This window comes from Paraperibacillus marinus (genome assembly GCF_046237605.1).
In the GTDB taxonomy this organism is placed as follows: Bacteria; Bacillota; Bacilli; order Bacillales; family DSM-1321; genus Paraperibacillus; species Paraperibacillus marinus.
In genome coordinates this window covers 1,116,633-1,133,372 of the sequence record NZ_CP143542.1, presented here as the reverse complement: position 1 = coordinate 1,133,372, position 16,740 = coordinate 1,116,633, and the positions used below count along the sequence as shown (strand labels likewise).

12 protein-coding genes, 1 pseudogene and 1 other annotated feature are annotated in these 16,740 nt (G+C 45.5%); of the genes and pseudogenes, 5 read left to right on the top strand and 8 right to left on the bottom strand.

From position 1 onward, the window contains the following. Positions 1-48 precede the first annotated feature (48 nt). Together V1498_RS05660 and V1498_RS05655 are read right to left on the bottom strand one after the other, a co-directional pair. Entirely contained in the window at positions 49-1,341 is a 1,293-nt protein-coding gene (locus V1498_RS05660; RefSeq protein WP_409297407.1) for a bifunctional folylpolyglutamate synthase/dihydrofolate synthase, read from the bottom strand. Positions 1,342-1,480: 139 nt separating this feature from the next. Next, complete coding sequence (locus V1498_RS05655; RefSeq protein ID WP_409299166.1) at positions 1,481-4,108, bottom strand: valine--tRNA ligase; 2,628 nt, start codon at positions 4,106-4,108, stop codon at positions 1,481-1,483. A gap of 95 nt (positions 4,109-4,203) precedes the next feature. Further along, positions 4,204-4,440: a binding site (T-box leader), on the bottom strand. Between the two features lie 221 nt (positions 4,441-4,661). Between V1498_RS05655 and V1498_RS05650 the strand changes: the two genes are divergently transcribed. Next, complete coding sequence (locus V1498_RS05650; RefSeq protein ID WP_409297405.1) at positions 4,662-4,853, top strand: hypothetical protein; 192 nt, start codon at positions 4,662-4,664, stop codon at positions 4,851-4,853. 53 nt (positions 4,854-4,906) lie between these two features. Here V1498_RS05650 and ysxE read toward each other — a convergent pair whose 3' ends face one another. The 5 genes and pseudogenes from ysxE to V1498_RS05625 all read right to left on the bottom strand — a co-directional run bounded on the left by ysxE (position 4,907) and on the right by V1498_RS05625 (position 9,612). Then, positions 4,907-5,947, bottom strand: a complete 1,041-nt coding sequence (gene ysxE, locus V1498_RS05645; RefSeq protein WP_409299165.1) for a spore coat protein YsxE — start codon at positions 5,945-5,947, stop codon at positions 4,907-4,909. Positions 5,948-6,040: 93 nt separating this feature from the next. After that, a complete protein-coding gene (gene spoVID / locus V1498_RS05640) occupies positions 6,041-7,321 on the bottom strand; it encodes a stage VI sporulation protein D (protein WP_409297404.1) in 1,281 nt (426 codons plus the stop codon). Positions 7,322-7,488: 167 nt separating this feature from the next. After that, the gene (locus tag V1498_RS05635; RefSeq protein WP_409297402.1) at positions 7,489-8,310 is read right to left on the bottom strand and encodes an STAS domain-containing protein; all 822 of its coding nucleotides are present in this window, start codon (positions 8,308-8,310) and stop codon (positions 7,489-7,491) included. 155 nt (positions 8,311-8,465) lie between these two features. Next, positions 8,466-8,666: pseudogene (locus tag V1498_RS05630) on the bottom strand (HNH endonuclease). 760 nt (positions 8,667-9,426) lie between these two features. After that, positions 9,427-9,612, bottom strand: a complete 186-nt coding sequence (locus V1498_RS05625) for a hypothetical protein (RefSeq protein ID WP_409297400.1) — start codon at positions 9,610-9,612, stop codon at positions 9,427-9,429. Between the two features lie 152 nt (positions 9,613-9,764). On the opposite strand from V1498_RS05625, the gene V1498_RS05620 reads away from it, so the two are divergent. The 4 genes from V1498_RS05620 (at position 9,765) to V1498_RS05605 (ending at position 15,136) form a co-directional block, all read left to right on the top strand. Continuing rightward, the gene (locus V1498_RS05620; protein ID WP_409297399.1) at positions 9,765-10,172 is read left to right on the top strand and encodes an NUDIX hydrolase; all 408 of its coding nucleotides are present in this window, start codon (positions 9,765-9,767) and stop codon (positions 10,170-10,172) included. A gap of 260 nt (positions 10,173-10,432) precedes the next feature. Beyond that, positions 10,433-13,861, top strand: coding sequence for a hypothetical protein (locus V1498_RS05615; protein WP_409297397.1), 3,429 nt, complete (start codon positions 10,433-10,435; stop codon positions 13,859-13,861). Between the two features lie 247 nt (positions 13,862-14,108). After that, entirely contained in the window at positions 14,109-14,531 is a 423-nt protein-coding gene (locus V1498_RS05610) for a DUF1284 domain-containing protein (RefSeq protein WP_409297395.1), read from the top strand. Positions 14,532-14,632: 101 nt separating this feature from the next. Continuing rightward, complete coding sequence (locus V1498_RS05605) at positions 14,633-15,136, top strand: nucleotidyltransferase domain-containing protein (protein ID WP_409297393.1); 504 nt, start codon at positions 14,633-14,635, stop codon at positions 15,134-15,136. Between the two features lie 304 nt (positions 15,137-15,440). Here the strand turns inward: V1498_RS05605 and hemL are convergent, their stop codons facing one another. Continuing rightward, a complete protein-coding gene (gene hemL, locus V1498_RS05600; RefSeq protein ID WP_409297391.1) occupies positions 15,441-16,730 on the bottom strand; it encodes a glutamate-1-semialdehyde 2,1-aminomutase in 1,290 nt (429 codons plus the stop codon). Positions 16,731-16,740 lie beyond the last annotated feature (10 nt).

The window sequence follows — 16,740 nt, the reverse complement described above, 5'->3', positions numbered from 1 at the left end:
ATCTCCTTAATTTTGTCATATCTTTTGTGTTTTTGTAGGAAAAAAGTTTCACTTCAGAATGTAGTTCAAATAGGGCCTGGCTTCAGATATGAAATACAAAGAACCGGTTACCGCCAGCATCTCATCTTCCTTTATTACAGCGGCAGCTTCACGGATGGCCGTTTTCCAGTCCGTTATCAGCCGTTTCGAAGGATGACTGGATGCCTTAAATAATTCTTCTGCCGGCAGTCTTCTGTACATCTCGAATTCTGTCAGCGTGATCCTCTCTGCTCCCTCTGACAGCTTCAGCATCTGATGGTAATCCTTATCTTTCAGGACCGCCATGACCATATGGAGCTTTCTTTCTGGATAAGCTTCTGCCAGAGTATCCATCAGCACGGCCATTCCCTCCGGATTATGGGCGCCATCCAGGATGATTAGAGGATTTTTGGAAAGTACCTCAATTCTTCCTTTCCATGCGGCTTTTTTAAGTCCGGCTCTGACCGCCTTTTCAGTGACCGTGATACCGTGTTCCCTTAAAAGGACGCACGCCGCCAGTGCCAATGAAGCATTATCCACCTGATGCCTGCCAAGCATGGAAATTTGGAGATCCTTCCATTTCTCCTCACCGAAAGTTAAGCTGAACACAGTTTCCTGCGAACCAGTATTGATTTCATCAGCAAAGAAGTTTTGCTCGAGAACGGAGATCTCAGCATTCATCTCCTCAGCCTTTGAAGTAATTTCAGCCATAGCCTCAGCAGGGAGGCTGCCGCAGATGACAGGAACATTTTTCTTTATAATTCCTGCCTTTTCTCGGGCAATCTCGGCAAGTGTGCCGCCAAGGATATCTGTGTGCTCCAGGGAAATGGTTGTGATGATCGAAAGAACTGGAAGGATGACATTCGTCGAATCAAGCCGCCCCCCAAGCCCGGTTTCAAATAAGACGATATCCGGCTTTTCTTTAGCAAAATACATGATGGAAAGCAAAGTCAGAATTTCAAAATAGGTTACCTTATCATACTCGCCTGATATTTTAAGGGCTCCTGTCAGCTCATTCATCAATAAAAGGATATCATTGTCAGATATCTCGTTTGAATTGATCATGATTCTTTCATTCAGCCGCTCAATATGCGGGGAGGTGAAGCTCCCTGCCCGCAGGCCCTCTGCCATAAGAATTTCTTTCAGGAAATTCAGGGTTGATCCCTTGCCATTAGAACCGGCAATATGAATACAAACCAGTTCTGTCTCTGGATTGCCGAGGGCGTTCAATATATTCCTCATTCTATCAAGGCCGAAATCCATGCCTCGCTGGATTTCTTTAGTTTTGAAGAAGGCCTCTACCTCCGTAAATTCTTTGAACAATAAACCCACTTCCTTAGCTAAATTCGTATAAACTTCTACTATCTTATCAGATTTCGGACGCTCGATGAATCATATAAATGATAATATCTGCGCCATTAAACAAGCCGCCCGGCAGACATGCCGGACGGCTTCGAATTGCTTACAGCTGTTTCAGTTCCTGGATGCGGCGGACAACCGCGTCCCGCTTCTCGCTGTAATCTTTTTCTTTTTCTTTTTCTTCTTCAATTACAGCTTCAGGCGCTTTTGCAATGAACCCTTGGTTGCCGAGTTTTTTCTGGACCCGTTCAACCTCTTTGGTCAATTTATCAAGTTCCTTTTGCAGCCTCTGGATTTCTTCATCGATATTAATCAGGCCTTCAAGCGGAAGAATGAGTTCAACCCCGGTCACAACGGCTGTCATTGCTTTATCAGACTCTGCGCCCTCTGTGCCGATGATCAGTTCCTCCGGATTACAGAACCTTTCAATATAAGCGGCATTCTTATTGAGAACCTCTTCGACTCCAGCATCCTTCGCTTTTAATACCAGCTTGATTTTCTTGCTTAAAGGTGTGTTCACTTCGGAACGGATATTCCTTACTGCGCGGATGATATCCACCAGCAGTTTCATTTCATCAGATGCCTGCTGATCGGTGAACTCTGCCTGCGGCACAGGCCACTCTGCAGTGGTGATGGACTCCCCTTTGTGAGGCAGGTTCTGCCAGATTTCCTCAGTGATGAACGGCATGAATGGATGCAGCAGGCGCATCGTCTGGTCCAGTACATAAGCCAGGATCGACCGTGTGGTTTTCTTTGCGGCCGCGTCTTCCCCGTATAGCGGCAGTTTAGCCATTTCAATATACCAGTCACAGAAATCATCCCAGATGAATGTATAAAGCGCACGGCCGACTTCGCCAAATTCGTACTTGTCAGCAAGCCTTGTGACGGTTTCAATAGTCTGGTTCAGACGGGTGAGTATCCATTTATCTGCGACAGATTTTTCGCCTGTCAAATCGATATCTTCATACTTCAAGCCTTCCATGTTCATCAGGGCGAAGCGGGAAGCATTCCAGATCTTGTTGGCAAAATTCCATACCGCTTCAACCTTCTCGGTGGAATAACGCAGGTCCTGTCCAGGCGAGCTTCCTGTGGTCAGGAAGTAGCGGAGGGAATCTGCCCCGTATTGTTCGATGACTTCCATCGGATCGACGCCATTCCCGAGCGATTTGCTCATCTTGCGGCCATCGCTTGCCCTTACCAGGCCGTGGATCAGCACATCTTTGAACGGACGCTCACCAGTGAATTCCAGCGCCTGGAATATCATCCTTGAAACCCAGAAGAAAATGATATCATATCCTGTAACAAGGGCACTTGTAGGGTAATAGCGCTTAAAATCGGTAGATGCTTCATCAGGCCAGCCCATTGTGGAGAACGGCCAGAGCGCAGAACTGAACCAGGTATCGAGAACATCTTTGTCCTGCTCCCAGTTTTCCAAGTCTGCAGGTGGTTCTTCTGATACAAGCACCTCGCCTGTTTCCTTATGGTACCAGGCAGGGATCCGGTGCCCCCACCAAAGCTGGCGGGAAATACACCAGTCGCGGATATTTTCCATCCAGCGAAGATAGGTATTTTCGAAGCGGTCTGGAATGAAATGTGCTTTTTCCTCTTCCTTTTGCTGAAGCTCGATTGCTTTTTCAGAAAGCGGCCCCATCTTCACGAACCATTGAGTGGATAAATAAGGCTCAACGACTGCATTGCTGCGCTCAGAGTGGCCGACTGAATGCATATGTTCTTCAATTTTGAATAGAACTCCTTGTTCCTGGAGGTCCTTGACGATCTGCTTTCTGCATTCAAAGCGGTCCATTCCCTGGTACTTGCCGGCATTAGCATTCATCGTTCCATCCTCATTCATGACAAGGATCCGCTCCAGGCTGTGCCGGTTTCCGATTTCAAAGTCATTGGGATCATGGGCAGGCGTAATCTTGACAGCGCCTGAACCGAACTCCATGTCCACATAGTCGTCTCCGACAATCGGGATTTCGCGTCCTGTAATCGGCAGGATCACCGTTTTACCGATCAGGTGCTTGTATCTGTCATCCTCAGGATGTACAGCCACAGCTGTATCCCCAAGCATCGTCTCCGGCCGTGTTGTCGCGATCTCGATGCTGCCAGTGCCGTCGCCGAGCGGATAGCTCATGTGGTAGAAGGCTCCCTGCACGTCTTTATAGATAACCTCGATATCAGATATAGCCGTTTTGGTTGCAGGGTCCCAGTTGATGATATATTCGCCCCGGTAAATCAGCCCTTTACGGTACAGGCTGACGAATACCTGGTTGACCGCCTTGGACAGGCCGCCGTCAAGGGTGAATCGTTCACGGGAGTAATCAAGTCCGAGGCCCAGCTTCGCCCATTGCTTTCTGATATGCCCAGCATACTCTTCCTTCCACTTCCACGTTTCCTCGAGGAATTTTTCCCTTCCAAGATCATATCTGCTATTGCCTTCCTCACGAAGCTTCTGCTCCACCTTTGCCTGCGTGGCGATTCCTGCATGATCCATGCCGGGCAGCCAGAGCACATCATAGCCCTGCATCCGCTTCATCCGGGTCAGGATATCCTGAAGAGCGGTATCCCACGCATGGCCAAGGTGCAGCTTGCCGGTAACATTCGGCGGCGGAATGACGATGGAAAATGGCTCCCTGCTTTCATCGGGCTTCGCCTCAAAGAATTTTCCTTTCAGCCACCATTCATAGCGGCCTTGTTCGATTGACTTTGGGTCATACTTGGTCGGCATCGTTAATCGATTTTCTTCCAAAGCAGCTTCCTCCTTTTTTCATCTCCTGCTGATTAAGCAGATTTTTTTCCAAAATAAAAACTCCTCTCGCCTTGTAAAAGGACGAAAGGAGCTGATTTCGCGGTACCACCTTTTTTCCGGACTCAGAATCTAGTCCGGCTCTTGTGATTATGTAACGGCTCTTCACCGGTTTCCACTACTATGCAGGGCAGTTGGCAGAAACAGCTCGAGGGTGACTTCCAGGCGGAGTTTTGCTTAAGGAACCTTCCAGCTATCGGTTCCTCTCTCTTGAAACAACACTTCCGTGTACTTATCCCTGTCTCAGCTTTTCACGTTTTTTAGTTAATCTCTATGTTACAAAAAAGCAATAGTCCTAGTCAATATTCTTTTACCCTTTTTTATAAAAATATACATCTTATGCTTCAGATAGTGTATGCGCTGCACCATGCCCCTGTTCCTCATTTTTTACAAATGCACAAGTTCAGTCATAAAATGCGGGAATTTATATATTTTATAATAAGCACGAACATTCTATCCACAGGGAGGGTCATTCTTGAGAAAGAAATACAGCCCCTACTCACTGCCGCCCTGGCTTAGGACTGTAAGGGCCGGCTGCAGCCAGTTTATCGTCCCCTTATGCATATTTCAGGGAATAAGAACCTTTCTGATTCCTACCACATTTGATGTTTTGTTTCTCGCGCTTATGATTCTTCTTGCCATCGCCATCCGCCTTGAATGGATTTAACCTCCGGAGCCTGCTAAATAAACATCCCGCTCATTCCAACGAATGGGCGGGATTCAGGAGTTGGCCTGCTGCTCTGCAGCGGCTTTTTTCTGCTGTTCAATTTCCTCGATGCGCATCACTACATATTCTGTATTTTTCAGCTGCCAGTATTCCGCCTGCATGTTTTGTAAATAACGCAGTTCAGGCCTATTACCCTTTCTTTCCTGGAACAGCTTGACAGATTGGACGAACTGTACAGGATGAGCAAGATAAGCCATGAAAAGCTCCATTTCGCCATCACGGAACGAGAAATATTTAAAATAGGTATACAGCCAATCCACACAGTCGGAGTTGACAACCGGGTAAGTCCTGGATGATCTTACGATAAAGGGAAGCAGGTCCGCATGCGGCGGGGAAATCCGCGAATTTTCCAGATTGATGAAATGACCAAAACCCCGGTCATCATAGACAAAATGACGGCTGGTGAGCTTGCCATGGGTGATCACTGTTCGTGCTTTTTCTAAATCCTTGGTGATCTTGAACCATTCCTCGAATTTCTTGATGGAGAATTCAAGCGACTGAGAGACATCAAAATAGTATAGACAATACATAAGTTCAAATGGTGACATATAAGTCTTCCGCTCACAAGAGGAAAGGAATTCTGCCGCAAATTCTTTATTTTTCTTCCATTCGTCTAGAGTTGTTTCATAATGTTCCTCCCGCTCGTCTTTTTTCACTTCTATCTCCTTCACGGAAAGCGAATGAAGCCGGGCAAGCTCGCGGAACATTTTCTTATGCTTTTCATTTCTCTCCGTGGCCGATTCATTCGGAAGCCATGGCATCAAATAATAGAGCCTGCTTTTATACAGGACGCCGTACCTGCCATCCTGCGCCTGATAAATAGGCACGATCCGGTTATATCCTTTTTGGTACACTCTCTGGATATTTTGGATGAATTCCGTCCCAATCTTTGGGCTGATGGACTTGAGGGCAAAGACTCCATTGTTTGTATAAACTTTATGAATCTTTCCTATATGTTCATTGTAATACAGTTTGAGCTGGTAGTGATTCAGTATTTCTTCTAATTCCTTTTCGGAATGCCCGCCTTCAGTCATGGCATTCACACACCCTTCCTCCCGAGTACTTGCAAAGAATCCTGATAAAGCATAAGGAAACAGGGCAAAGCCCTGCTCCTTATGCAATTGGTCTTATCTCTTAGGCAGCGGCGGCTTTGAAGGGATATACAAAACCTGTCCTTCGCTGATTTCATTCGTGGCATCCAGTTCATTAAGCGCCGCTATGGCCGAGGCACTGATTTCATAGCGGCTGGCCAGGGCATTTAAGGTATCACCCTGCTGAACGAGGCAGACTTTTACCCTTGTATGCTCCTGCTCCTCTTTCCTCCCAAAAAAATCAGTCAGTGAAACACTTTGCCTTGGTGCTGGTTCTGCTTGCTCCTGTTCCTTAGCATCCCGCCTGCGCCTGTATTCCTTTCCGCTCCCTGCCTTCCCGGGTGAACGCAGAACAGGGGCTTCCTCCATTTCTCTTGGAGCTAAAACAGGGCCAGGATTTTGCTCCTGTTCTGCAGGCTCTGCTGCTGCTTGCAAAGGGGCTGCATCCTCACCGGCTTTGGGCACAATTTCCTCAACTTCTTCAACTTCTTCAACTTCTTCCCCGGCTGCCTGACCTGAGAAGAAAAGCGGCACTTCCGTCTCTTCCTCTCCGCCTGCTTCCTCCACTGCCTCCACTGCCTCAACTCTCCCAGCTGCTGGAACTTCCGATTCATCGTATTCCGGAAATGACGGCGGAGCAAAGAAATCTGAATGCTGATTCTCGAATAATGGAGCATCAGCTTCTTCTTCCTCCTGAGGCATTTTTTTTGCTTCTACTTCAAATGGGCTGTATAAATCCTGGAGGGAAGGAAAGGAAATGGAAGATTCATAGAAACCGCTGTCAGCCTCCGCTTCCACTTCTTCAACAGCTGTTCCACGATACATCAGTTCAGGCTCCGCTGGAGTGAGATACTCAGGGGCCATGTGTTCCGGAAGGGTTTGCTGCTCCCCGTAAATGCCGGAAATCATCAGCTCCGCACAAAGGGAGAGACAGTTCCGCTCAGGCATTGAATAATCAAATGAAGAAATGGCCACAGACACATCCTCAAGTGAATCAATCCTGTTGGCGGGAATTGTGATATCCACAGGGAAACTATGCTGGAATTCGAACACCCCCTGCTCTCTTTCCACAAATCTGCTGATGGTCTTTGGAGAAACAAAAGAGAAATTCACTTCATCCTGCCTGTCAGACTGCTCTCTTCTATACTCCCCTGCCAGGGTCAGCTCGCCTTTTATAATCACATACTGATCCATATCCTCCACAGTTACCTGGGGATCCAGAGATAAGGAAAACAGCTCCTCCACTTCCTGTCCTTTTTGGAACCATATTGATTCTTCCACTGAAAACCGCAGAAGTGATTGATGTTCATTCGCCATGAATTCTTCCTCCCTTCAAAATATACGAGGCATCCGCATATATCCCTAACACTTTATGAAGGGAATGATCCAATTATGACTTTTTAAGCATCTTATATTGTCTGTTGCCTGATGAGGACTTATCACGGCCAAAAGGTACAAAAAAAAGCCGCTGACGCAGCTTTTCTTCATTGGAAGTATGATTTTAATGTCTGTTGTAAAGTACCCTTTGTTTCCGCCTTATCTACAAAAGACACATTTGTATGAATCATTTTTTTTACAAGCTCGGCACGTAGACCCGTAATGACTGCTTTGCAACCCATCATAGAAATTCCATTTAAAACCCTTTGGAAATGATTGATTACCACAGGATCCATCTCAACAATACCTGAAAGGTCCATAATGAGAGTCTGTAAATGCAATCGAGAAATTTCAGTTAACACTTTTTCTTCAATAATATGCATACGATAGGAATCAACCAAGCCTATAAGCGGCAAGACCGCAACAGTCTGGCTTAACGGTATTATTGGTACGGATAAGTGTTCAACCGTCTTTCTTTGAGAGTTTATTAATTCATCTTTATAGCTTGAATAACTAATAAAAAAGGTGTTCAGGAAGTTATCAACCTGATCATTAATTTCTTTTTCAATCTTAAAAAATTTAGTATCCAATCTTTTGTTTGGGATGTTGTCATAATACTGTTCTACGAAATTCCATAACGTACGGCGTATGGCCTGAACCCACTCTAACTTTAACTGAAGTGTAAGTGAATGTTCAGCCCAGGCTATTCCTTCCTGTTTGCCAAACGCAACTAATTCTTCATTTTTTTCCAGGACGATGTATTCTACTAGTTTTCCAGCATTAACTAGTAAATCAATATTTCCTTTTTCAAGTATTTCCTTTATCTTACTCGCCACATTAACTGCTTCTGATAACAACTTCTCCTCAAAAAGTGGTTTGTTCTGTGTAATTAAAGTGAGGATATTTTTTCCTTCGGCATAGGTATTCATAGAATTTCTCCTTAATTGGTTTCCGTTATTAGTTCTAAATATCAATTATAGCAATTTGTACCTAGATCAATTATAAACTGAAATGCTGCAAAAGTATTCTAATCATGCCCCTGGTAAACACTGGTGAAGGAATTATAAGTTATTTTCTTACTAAATTACAAATCACCGCCTCTCATCATCCCACCGCCGTGCTCCTTGTTATGGCAGCCCACACAGATAGTCTCCAGGTTATCAATGTCCAGTGCAAGATCAGAATGCAGCTCGAGCTCCCTGATGTGATGGACCACCAGCTGGATCTTCTTACGCTTGGCACTCTCACTGCATTAATTGTCCCCTCGCTTCACCTGTTCACGCAGCTGCTTCCATGGTCCACCGTCATAGAACTTACGCTTATGCTGCTTGGTCTAGTACTCAGCCATGGTCTTTAGAAGTTTCCTCGTATCTTTCTCTTATATAAACCATAGCGGCGAGAATGTTATCAATCTTCATCCTCTTCTCACAGACCCATTCACACGTTTTGTTACCACCCTGTTATTACATAAAAATAAACATATCTCATCAGAGAACTTTAGGTTATAATAACTCCTGCAAACTTTAGTTTAAGGAGAGAACAATGTACCTCTGGAATATATTAATGCCTTAGTAGCAGCTTTGAGAGATGATGCTTTAACTTACAAATCAAAAAAAAATTACCGTATAGCTTTCTGGATAATTATTGCGTTAACGGTAACTTCATTTCCGTTCGTCTATAATCCTTCTTCTGTGAACACATATGATATTATTGATTTAATCTTGTTCATCCTTATCAACGGGATTGGATTAAGTGTACTATATGGTATCTATAAAAATAGAAGCAGGCATAATTTAAATTTCTTTTTGCCTCTTTTCAGTTTGATGATTCCACTATATTTACGCAGTATTTTATGGACCCTTATATTATGTATTGCCGGGTACGTTTATATTTTCTTCTTCGCCCCTCACCATTCTTTGGAAGAAACAAATCTGATTGATATAATTATATATAACGTAGTTGAGATTGCTATTAATTTAATGTATATTCATTACTTCAAAAAGATATATAACTAAGGGAAGCACTTCAAGTGAGAGGTGCTTTTTTCATTTCCTCCTCACAGCATCTCCAACTCTTTTATAGGAATCCCGGTTCATCCCCATGATATCAATCCAGTCCACACGCTCTTCCTTCTTTACCTGAGGCTTAGGATTCTTCTGGCGCTTGCCCTTCCTCTTCTTCATATGTCGTGCCTGCTGCAGCTTCTGCTTGTCATTGGCTGTACTGGTCACCGATCTTCGCCTCAATCACCTCTTTGGGCATAATAAAAAGCATGCTTAAATTCTTCCTTTCACTTACTCTCTTCTAAATAAATGAACTTGAGTGCTGGGCAGGAAGCTGATATATTTTCACTGGCGGATAGCGCCCAAAAAGGAGGAGCATCATGGAAAAATCATTTTCCCGTGTTGTGATAAAAGATAAGCTGGGCAGATATTTAGTGCTCCATGACAGAGAGTCCTCATGGAATTTTCCCGGGGGCAAGCAGGAGACAGGGGAAACTCCAGCAGAGTGTGCCATCCGGGAAGTCCGGGAAGAAACCGGCCTGCATATTCACAAGTTATCTCTTTTGAATGAAGGGAATTTCCGTTTTGGGGACACCACATGGCGCGGATCCTTTTTCTTTGCTGATGCCGTAAGTGGCACTCCAGAGATAATGGAAAAAGACAAAATAGCTTCCATGATGTTCATTGAGAGCCTGGATGGGGCTTCTTTTCCGGAAGAGCTGCATGAATTGATTTATCAGCTGGCGTTGAGTCCTCAACTTTCAGGAAAAATGACTTCTTGGGAATGAGCGGGAAGTTTTTATAATTGGAAATAATATGTAATTTTAGAAACTTTTTCAGTACTATTTGATATACTTACAATTAAGTGCTGCCGAACACAAGCCTGATTCTGGCATGTTGGTTTAACTTCACTTAGTTCACGAGTCAGAGAATAATTGAATGATAGTAAGGCTGTTGGCCCTTTTTAAAGGTGGCTGGCGGAACAAAAAGAAAGCCTTCACGCCTCAGCCAACCAGTGTAAGAAAAGATATAGTACGGGAGGTTTTACATGAATAATCATCCGGAACGGCAGCAAATATTCGAAGAAGAATTGCAGCAGCTGGAAAAAAGGGGATATATCTCCCCATCAATCGGGAAGCTGGTCCGTAACGGTTATCAGGAATATATACATACAAGAGTAGATGTGCCGGAGGCAGCAGAACCGTTGCCTTCTAGCCCCGCACTTCCGGAAACGCCGGATGTACAGCGGCCGGTGACAGTCCCGAAACCGGCCGTGAGAAAACCTAAGAAAGTTTTGAGCGCAGAAGAAATCAGGGAACGAAACATAACAGCCATGCTCGTGATCGGTGTGCTCCTTTTCCTTCTGGGCGGACTCGTTCTTGCCACAAACAGCTGGGATCAGATGACCCCGCTCCTTAAAACGATTTCTATCGGGTTCGTTTCACTTTTATTCTACGGCTTGAGCTGGCTTTCCAAGCACAAGTTGAAAATTGAAAAGACGGGATTTGCCTTCCTGGCCCTCGGCAGCATGTTTATTCCGATCACTATCATCTGTGCCGGCTATTTTAAACTTTTCGGAGAGTGGTTCTCGCTGCATGGCGGCGGCAATTATTTATACCTTGCCGCTGGCCTCGGCCTAATTGTTCCCGTTTATTTCCGTCATGCCCTTACAGAAAATTCCCGCCTGTTCGTATGGATCGGATATGTTCTTACAAGCATGAGCGTCTCATTCCTGATTGCCGCGGCAAAACCGTCAAAGGACTTATTTTATGCCGGGGTCCTTTTATTCAATGCCGTCCTTCTTGCTGTCCATCATGTGTATAAAGGGAAGAAAAATATATTCACCAAGGACCTTCCGCTTTATGCACAAGGAAATCTTGCCTTATCAACGATCGCTCTGATCACGATTTTCTACTCTGATTCAGCGCAATTCGGATTCAATCTGGTGGCAACTTCCCTGTTGTATCTCTTTGTATTGTTTTCAACGAAACAAAAAGGAAATCATTTTGCCTTCTCCGCAGCGCTCTTATACGGGCTTTATATGCTGATTGAGAATACAGCCCTCCGCGCCATTGATCTGGCAGTTTTCTCAGCCGCCGGGTTTTTGTTCATCGCTATAGGGTCAAGGAAAAAGGAATATGAAAATCTGTTCCAGTACACGAGTGCCCTGGTATCCCTTCTTTCGTTTATTTTTGTGACGGGAAAAGCATTGCTGATGAATTCAGGCGGTCCAAGCGGACTCCTTGCCCTGAGCTATCTTCTGCTTGCCCTCAACTATGGATACCTGAATCTTGTCTTAAAACAGAAGGCGTTTTCCTATGCGGCAGTAGCTTTTATGGTGTTGTCAGGATATCAGGTTGTCCGCCTGATTGACTCTGCCGTGTCATATGAGCTCGAGCCTGCCGGTATTTTTGCAGTCGGACTTGTCCTGATCAATCTGCTTCATTTTAGAAACCAATCGCGCTTCCTTGCCGGCCTGAAGATTCCGGGTGCTGTCATTCCGCTTGCAGTCATGGTTTTCGGGACTCTCCTCGCTGCATTGAGCGGCGCCTGGTTCGAACTCATGGGCTCGCTTTTGATTTTAAGCTGGGTATTATATAAGCTGCCCTTTTCTTTTCCCGGCACTGCCAGGATCATCTGGCTGTATTCTTCAGCCTCAGCATTTTATCTGTCCCTTATGACTGGATACCAGCTCTTGAAGGATTCGTTCCCGAATTACGGGACAGAGGCAGGCATTGCCGGCCATGCTGCCATCGTATCCCTTTTGTTCATTCCTATCAGCAGCTTTTTTGAGAGGAAAGGCAACGGTGAATACGCACGCACCCTTGACTGGCTTGGAACAGGAGTTTATACAGCCATGATAACGGTCGTGCTGGGAGAATGGACTATGGATGCAGATATCATGCTCCCCTTGTTTTTTGCAATCGGATGCGTGATATATGCCCGGATGGCCGGCAGGATGAACATGCCCCTCTTCTGGAGTGCAGGCGCCGTCAGTTTCTCGGCTGCTTATAATGCGTTCTTGATGGGAACTCTTGATTTAAGCGGCCGTTATGTTATTCTCCTCTCGACTCTTGGCGTTCTGGTTCTACTTGCTCTTGCCAGAGCATTCAAAGAACATGTGATGAGTACACAGTTGTTTTTGACAGCCCAAGGATATACAGGGATTCTGCTCCTTGTCAGTGTTATCCTGTATCTCGATAATCCGCTGATCATCATCATTCTGGCTGCCTTTGTTTTTTATTCATTCACAGAGTGGAAAAACCGAGCAGTCAAATGGGGGTATCTATATCTCTCCATCACAGCCATCCCGCTGAGTTTATATTCAGGGGAGCTCTACCTGTACGGCCCTGCAGCCGACCCTGTAGACATCAGGCTGGAAACTCAGCTGATTCTCCTGGTATCTGGTGTGATAATCGGACTCCTGTGGAAAAACGTGAAAGAATGGAAAAATGAAATACTCTACTACCTTATTCCATTTATAATTTTGAGCATGGTTGCATCTGTTTTGTTTGGGGAAGAAGAGGGTCTGTATTCAGTCATCCTTCACATGCTCTTGCTCTGCTTCAGCATTTATATCTTTACTTCTTCACGCCTGACCAGTTTAAACCTTATTCCGCTCGGTCTCAGCGTGGCAGTTGTCGAAGAGGTGGATTTTCTGTATTTTGATGCACCCATTCAAGTGGTGTTGGTGTATATTGCCTTGTTTTTCGCATCGAAGATCATGGGTGAACGGCTATTTAAAAATCTTGTCCAACAAGAAGAACCCATTTTTCATTCAAGAGTGGATGCTTTTTCATTCGCTTCCCTGCTCTTTATAGCGGTTCTCTACGGGTATGAGTATGAATTGAGCCGGTACGGAATTGCAGTAAAAATGATTCCCGGCATCCTGCTGGTTTATTGGCTGTTCAGCCAGATTAAAAGAGTGCCTGCCGGGATAATAAGAAGAGTGGTGCAGACACTGTCATATGGAAGCCTCGTTATTCCATATTACACATTGACCACTTCCCTTGATCTCCCGCCGCTCTGGGAAGCGGAAATATACTGTCTGCCCTGGATCGTGCTCACTGTGTTTTTTTCCAAGAAAACATGGAGCAGTGAGAAAAGGGTTATGGGAATCATTCAATGGGTCGTGCTCATCCTGGCTTCAGGCGTACTGATGACAGATGCACTTTTGAGCCATACCCTATACGATGCATTTATCATGGGCAGCCTTTCGCTCATCGCGATACTGGCAGGGTTTCATTATAAAATCAAGAGTTATTTCCTTGTCGGAAGCTTCGTGCTCTTATTGAATGTTCTCATTCAATCCAAACCATATTGGGGGAATATGCCCTGGTGGGCGTACCTGATCCTCTCGGGAAGCATCCTGATCGGCGCAGGAAGCTATCATGAGTGGAAAAAAGGAAAAGGTCCGGTACCTGAAGAAAAGATGCTTAAGAACAAGGTGAAAAAAATCTGGAATGATTGGAACTGAAGGAGCGATAGATTCCAGGGCAGCATTCAAACCGCATTTTCCTTGTTGCATGCCAAGGCAGACCCCCTTCAATCCTTCACCAAGGCCAGCCGGCTTAAACCCGGCTGGCTTTTTTCCTTCACAGCAGTACGCTTGTGTCGCTAAAGATCTCCATTTTGAAAAGAGTTATGTTATGATAATTTCATAATTTGTTAACCAAATAACAAATAAGTTAACAAGGTTAGAATTACGGTATCGGGAGGACACAATGTATAAACTAAGAGGACACCATATTTTCTGCCTTTTAGGCTACAGAGGCATGGGATATTCACGGGAGTATGCAGAAAATATGACCCGGGTGCATCAAGCACTAAGGAACGATCCCGGCATGAAGATTCAATTGGTGGAAGGACCCGATCAGTTATGTGAAAAATACCCGAATTCAGGAATCTACCATTGTCAGGATGTCCATATCTATACCAGGGACGCTGCCATTCTAGAGAAACTCGGCCTTCGCATCGGACAGACTGTAAGCTGGGGGCATATCGTGGCCCTCATACGCCGCCGCGCATTGCCTTCTGATATCGAAGAGATGTGTACGTCTTGTTCGTGGCGGTCTTACGGAGTTTGTGAAGAAGGCATTCAGGACATTCTGGACGGAAACGGGTTACGGGAGGTAAATGGGTCCTGATAGAGTAAATTGACATCGTAAAGGATACAGATTCGTGTGCGGAACAAGTTATCTAATCATTTAAATCATTAAAGTACATAAGCCATTTATGAGGTGAATCAATGGGAAATGCTGAGAACTGGGAGCCGCTTTCTGTCAATGATGCTGCTCAAATATTCAATAACATCCCTATTGCATGGTGGATTGCTGGAGGCTGGGCGCTCGATCTATTTCTGGGGAGACAAACCAGAGAACATGCAGATTTGGATGTCGTTATATTACGTCATGATTATTTAAGTCTGTATAGATATCTGCACGATAAATGGGAGATGTCAAAAGCAGCAGGGGGCAGGCTGATTCGATGGGAAAAGGATGAGACTCTAAACCTTCATGATGATAATATCTGGATTAAAAAGAAAGGAAGTCCAACTTGGGCTTTTCAAGTCATGATTTTAAATACAGAAAATGAGGAATGGATATATAAGCGGAAGAAAACCATCAGAAAGGCTGTAAAAGATATTTGGACGGTAAGTTCAATCGGAATTCCTATTTTAAGGCCTGAAGTCCAGCTTCTTTATAAAGGCGGCAGTTCAGTACTGCGAGAAAAGGATCTCATGCTGATTTAACAAATGTCCTCCCCTTACTGCCTATGACAGATGCCATATGGCTGAGAGATTCGTTAGCAGTTCAGTATCCTGATGGTCATAGCTGGATGTCTGCTATTAATGAACGGGTGAGAGAGGAGAGAGAGGAAACCAGCCAGGATCCCTTCCATTCGTCCGTGTTCAAAAAGTGGAGAATAGTTAAAGAGATGGGGGATATTCTCATTAAAAAAACGGCCAGATAGGAATCTGGCCGTTTTTAAGACTGGTGAATAGGCTGGTGTCTAGCTTAACTTTTTTTCCTTCACGCCAGCCCCTCACCGTCTTCTTATTGATTCAGTGCAGCAAACGCCTTATCCGCCGCATCAATCGTCCGCTGGATGTCTTCATCGGAATGGGCAGTCGAAAGGAACAGTCCCTCAAATTGAGATGGCGGCAGGAATACTCCATTATTCGCCATTTCGCGGTAATAAGCCGCAAAGAATTTCAGGTTGGAGGTTTTGGCTTTTTCATAATTGATGACTTCTTCGTTTGTGAAAAAGAATCCGATCATGGAACCTGCCCGGTTGAAGGTCAGCGGCACATTATGCTTCCCGGCCGCCTGGCTGATTCCTTCTTCCAGGAGGTCTGCCTTGCGCCTGAATTCCTGATAGTGTTCAGGAGTCAGCTGGCTGAGCGTAGCGTAGCCGGCTGCCATGGCAAGCGGGTTTCCGGAAAGCGTTCCAGCCTGATAGATCGGGCCGCTCGGCGCTACTTGATTCATGATTTCCGCTTTGCCTCCATATGCACCGACAGGAAGGCCGCCTCCGATTACCTTGCCAAGGCAGGTAAGATCAGGAGTCACGCCAAAATATCCTTGTGCACAATGGTAATCCACACGGAAGCCGGTCATCACCTCATCAAAAATCAAGAGTGTGCCATTTTGTTCTGTAATTTCTCTCAGGCCTTCAAGGAACCCTCCAACCGGAGGAACAACCCCCATATTGCCCGCAACAGGCTCAACAATGACACCTGCAATATCGTCACCGTATTGTTCAAAGGCCGCCCTGACGCTCTCAAGGTCGTTATAAGGTACCGTAATCGTGTTTTTTGCCACTCCTTCAGGGACACCTGGACTGTCCGGAAGGCCGAGTGTCGCAACACCGGAGCCGGCCTTGATCAAAAGGGAATCTCCATGGCCATGGTAGCAGCCCTCAAACTTAAGGATCTTATTGCGTCCAGTATAGCCCCTGGCCAGACGGAGCGCGCTCATCGTCGCTTCTGTCCCTGAAGAAACCATCCGGATTACCTCGATGGAAGGAACCCTTTCAATGACAAGGTTAGCCAGATCATTCTCAAGAAGTGTCGGGGCGCCGAAGCTTGTGCCCGTTTCGGCCACCTTCTGGACCGCCTCGACTACAGCCTGGTTGGTATGCCCCAGGATCAGGGGGCCCCATGACAGAACATAATCAATATATTCATTGCCATCTATGTCATAGATCTTTGACCCTTTTCCCCGTTCCATGAAGATCGGATCCATATCCACAGATTTGAACGCCCGGACCGGACTGTTTACCCCGCCCGGCATCAGCCTTTTTGCTTCTGCAAATGCCTGTCTGGATTTATCATAAGATCGCATGCTATTTCCT

What these genes read in the sequence shown, in the direction of transcription:
- ysxE (WP_409299165.1), bottom strand. Translation starts at nt 5,947, where the DNA reads ATGACTGAAGGCGGGCATTCCGAAAAGGAATTAGAAGAAATACTGAAT.
- V1498_RS05655 (WP_409299166.1), bottom strand. Translation starts at nt 4,108, where the DNA reads ATGCCGACCAAGTATGACCCAAAGTCAATCGAACAAGGCCGCTATGAA.
- V1498_RS05635 (WP_409297402.1), bottom strand. Translation starts at nt 8,310, where the DNA reads ATGAATACCTATGCCGAAGGAAAAAATATCCTCACTTTAATTACACAG.
- V1498_RS05615 (WP_409297397.1), top strand. Translation starts at nt 10,433, where the DNA reads ATGAATAATCATCCGGAACGGCAGCAAATATTCGAAGAAGAATTGCAG.
- V1498_RS05605 (WP_409297393.1), top strand. Translation starts at nt 14,633, where the DNA reads ATGGGAAATGCTGAGAACTGGGAGCCGCTTTCTGTCAATGATGCTGCT.
- V1498_RS05610 (WP_409297395.1), top strand. Translation starts at nt 14,109, where the DNA reads ATGTATAAACTAAGAGGACACCATATTTTCTGCCTTTTAGGCTACAGA.
- hemL (WP_409297391.1), bottom strand. Translation starts at nt 16,730, where the DNA reads ATGCGATCTTATGATAAATCCAGACAGGCATTTGCAGAAGCAAAAAGG.
- spoVID (WP_409297404.1), bottom strand. Translation starts at nt 7,321, where the DNA reads ATGGCGAATGAACATCAATCACTTCTGCGGTTTTCAGTGGAAGAATCA.
- V1498_RS05620 (WP_409297399.1), top strand. Translation starts at nt 9,765, where the DNA reads ATGGAAAAATCATTTTCCCGTGTTGTGATAAAAGATAAGCTGGGCAGA.